Below are 3029 nucleotides of genomic sequence, written 5' to 3'. Positions count from 1 at the left end.
CCTGCCACGCTCGCTCCGGCGATGAGGCGAGCGGCCTCGGATCCGGCGCTCTGGCATGAGCTGCCGGCCGAGCTCCGGCCGCTGCTCGAGAAGATTTGGAGCACTGCCTATCGAGTGACCGACGAGGACGTCGCCGCCCTCAAGCGCAGCTACGATGATGATGCCCTGTTCGAGATCATCGTGGCGTGCGCGCTGGGAGCTGCGCGGGCGCGGTTCCAGGCGGGGCTGGCCGCTCTGGGGAGAAAGTGATGCGGCTCGAAAGGGTGGATCGAAGCCACGCGCTCCGGGAGAAGTTTGTGCTCGGCATGATCCGCATCATGAGTAGGAGCGAACCCGCGGGCGTGGTGAAGACCCTTCTCTATCGCCGGGAATTCTTCGGGCGGCAGGCTGGAGCCCTGACGCAGGAAGTGATGCGTGGGCCTTCGGAGTGGTCGGTGGCGGAGCGGGAGCTGTTCGCGGCGTTCGTGTCGAGCGTCAACCAATGCCATTTCTGAACACAGTCTCACGGCGCGGTCGCGTCGCTCGCATCGAACCCCGAGATCGTCAAGGCTGTGCTGGCCGACTACACGACCGCACCGATCTCGGAATCGATGCGACTTACGCTGGGTTGGTTGAAGAAGGTGACGCTCTCCCCCACCGAGGTCAGGCCGGAGGATCTGGATCCGCTGCTCGCCGCGGGAGTGTCGAAGGCCAAGCTCCTCGACGCGCTCTACGTGGCATTCTCCTTCAACATCTATGACCGGCTGGCGGACACGCTGGGTTGGGAGCTGCCGCCCCCCGAGTGGTATCCGAAGGCCGCGAAGCGCCTGCTGAGCCGCGGCTACGACTTGTGATGGTCCAACTGGCCTCCGGGCCGGGGATCACGACCTCATGCGTCGTTCGCTCAGGAGGCCGGTGCCAACGCGAACGCGGGGCTAGGAGCGACCGGTCGGTTCCGGTCTGAGACGTCTCACGTCGAGCGCCCGGCGCCACATGCTCATGAAGGCGCTGGCCAGCATCACGATCGCCCCCAGCCACACCAGGTTGATGAGCGGCTTGGTGCTGACCTCGACCGCGAGGATGTCCTGACTCCTGGTGCGTCCCATCCCGGGGAGCTCGAGCGCCACCCGCCCGGTGTTCGGGTCCACCGACGCGATCTGCACCGAGGCGCCGCCCGGCAGGTAGTCGGGAATACGGTTGGGAGTCCCTTCCTTCAGGTTGATTTCCAGCACCGGCCGCACCGTCACCGTGCGGCCGCCGATCTCGGCCCGCATCCGCGCCGCCACCCGCACCACATCGCCCATCTGGCGGTCGAAGTCCATGAAGGTGTAGGTCACCTCCCCCACCTTCTTGCTCTCGCCCTTCGAGAACCAGACGCCGTTCACCTCCTCCTCCCCACCCACCATCTCCAGCGGCGAGATGTAGAGGTCGTAGGCGAGGTAGCGCTGGATGTGGGGCTTCTTCATGTAACCCTGATTGAACTCGCTCCAATAGAGCGCCGGCAGCGCATCGAACGCCCCGCCCTCGGCGTTGACCGCGATCACCGCCCGGTCCTGGCCCCCGGCGCCGGGGCGAATGCCCTGGAACTCGAGACGGTAGCCGAGCACGTCCTTGGTCTCGCCCACCGGCAGCTGGGCCTGGCTCGAGCGCCCGTAGTTGGAGGAAGCGATGATCCCGATCAGCAGAATCGCCACCCCGGTGTGGCCGAGGAACGCCACCCCGTGCTTCCAGCCGGCGCGGAACCCGCGGACCGTGACCACCAGGTTGCCGGTGAGCGCGAACGCGGCACCGAACACCACCGCCAGCGGGATCGGCTCACGCACGCCGAGCGCCGCCGCGGCCAAGCCCAGCACGACCGCGCCCACGACCGAGGGCAGCGCGGCCTTCATCAGCGCCGCCGGCTCCTGCTTGCGCCAGCGCATCAGCGGCGCGATTCCGAGCAGCAGGCCGAGCGCGATCGCCAGCGGGCCGTTGACCAGGTTGTAATACGAGGTCTGCACGTTAGACGGCGGCCCGAACAGCCGGGTGATGAGCGGCGCACTCATGCCAACCGCGGTGAGCGCCGCCATCAGCATGAACACCAGCTGGCCGAGCCACATCATCGACTCGCGCGAAAAGCTGCCCAGCGGCTCCTTCGGTGACGGCATGTCCCGCAGCCGCAGCAGCCACGCCCCGTAGCCGACGATCATGGTCAGGAACAGGAACGAGAGCAGGAACCCGTTGAGGCCGAGGTTCACGAACGAGTGGACCGAGAAGTCGGCCAGCACCCCGCTGCGGGTGAGGAAAGAGGCATAGAGCACCAGCACGTACGAGGTGACGGCGAGGAAGAAATTCGTGCGCCGCAGGCTCCCGGTCGCTCGCTGCACCAGCAGCCCGTGGAGCAGCGCAATGTTCGACAGCCAGGGAATCAGCGAGCCGTTCTCGACCGGGTCCCATCCCCAGTAGCCGCCCCAGCCCAGCACCTTGTAGGCCCACACCCCACCCATGATGAAGCCGGTGGCGAGGATCGCGGTCGAGAACACCGCCCACGGCAGCACCGGCTTGATCCAGCCGTCGTAGTCGCGCTTGACCAGCGCCGCCATGGCGATCGCGAACGGCACCACCAGCGACGAGAAGCCGGTGAAGAGCACCGGCGGGTGGATGGTCATCCAGGGATCCTGGAGCAGCGGGTTCAACCCCTGTCCGTCCATCGGCACGCGGCCCATCGGGAAGGTCAGGAACGGTCCCCTCATCACCGTCACCAGCGCCAGCATCACCAGCGGCAGGTTCAGGAACAGCATCGCCGGCCGCGTCAGCGGGTGGCGGACGCGCATCAGGATCAGCCCCAGCGTCGCGGTGAGCAGGGCCCACAGGACGAAGGTGCCCTCCTGCCCGCCCCAGAAAGCCGCGTAGACGTAGTGGCCGGGCATGGCGCTCGAGGAGTAGGACGCCACGTACTGGTACTGGAACTGATGGGTGAAGAGGATGTACCAGAGGAAGGCGGTCGAGGCCAGCAGACCGGCCCATTGCACCGCGAATGCGGTGCGCCCAATCCGCCACGCCTGCTCGCG

General features: G+C 67.2%; 4 protein-coding genes. 3 read left to right on the top strand and 1 reads right to left on the bottom strand.

What is annotated here, in order from left to right:
- From VFQ05_15130 to VFQ05_15120, 3 genes are all read left to right on the top strand, one after another.
- Nucleotides 1-249, top strand: a 249-nt coding sequence (locus VFQ05_15130) for a hypothetical protein (GenBank protein HET9328098.1), incomplete at its 5' end; no start/stop codon positions are given.
- A gap of 68 nt (nucleotides 250-317) precedes the next feature.
- Nucleotides 318-494, top strand: a complete 177-nt coding sequence (locus VFQ05_15125) for a hypothetical protein (GenBank protein HET9328097.1) — start codon at nucleotides 318-320, stop codon at nucleotides 492-494.
- A 126-nt stretch (nucleotides 495-620) separates the two neighbouring features.
- Entirely contained in the window at nucleotides 621-833 is a 213-nt protein-coding gene (locus tag VFQ05_15120) for a hypothetical protein (GenBank protein HET9328096.1), read from the top strand.
- Nucleotides 834-914: 81 nt separating this feature from the next.
- Here VFQ05_15120 and VFQ05_15115 read toward each other — a convergent pair.
- A partial coding sequence (locus tag VFQ05_15115; GenBank protein HET9328095.1) for a cytochrome c-type biogenesis CcmF C-terminal domain-containing protein occupies nucleotides 915-3029 on the bottom strand: 2115 nt, incomplete at its 5' end.

The organism is Candidatus Eisenbacteria bacterium (assembly GCA_035712145.1).
Classification (GTDB): Bacteria; Eisenbacteria; RBG-16-71-46; order RBG-16-71-46; family RBG-16-71-46; genus DASTBI01.
The sequence above is the reverse complement of the archived record's forward strand: the minus strand, read 5'-3'. Positions and strand labels throughout refer to the sequence as shown.

Excerpts from the sequence above, each read along its gene's own strand:
- VFQ05_15125 (HET9328097.1), top strand. The coding sequence starts at position 318 with ATGAGTAGGAGCGAACCCGCGGGCGTGGTGAAGACCCTTCTCTATCGC.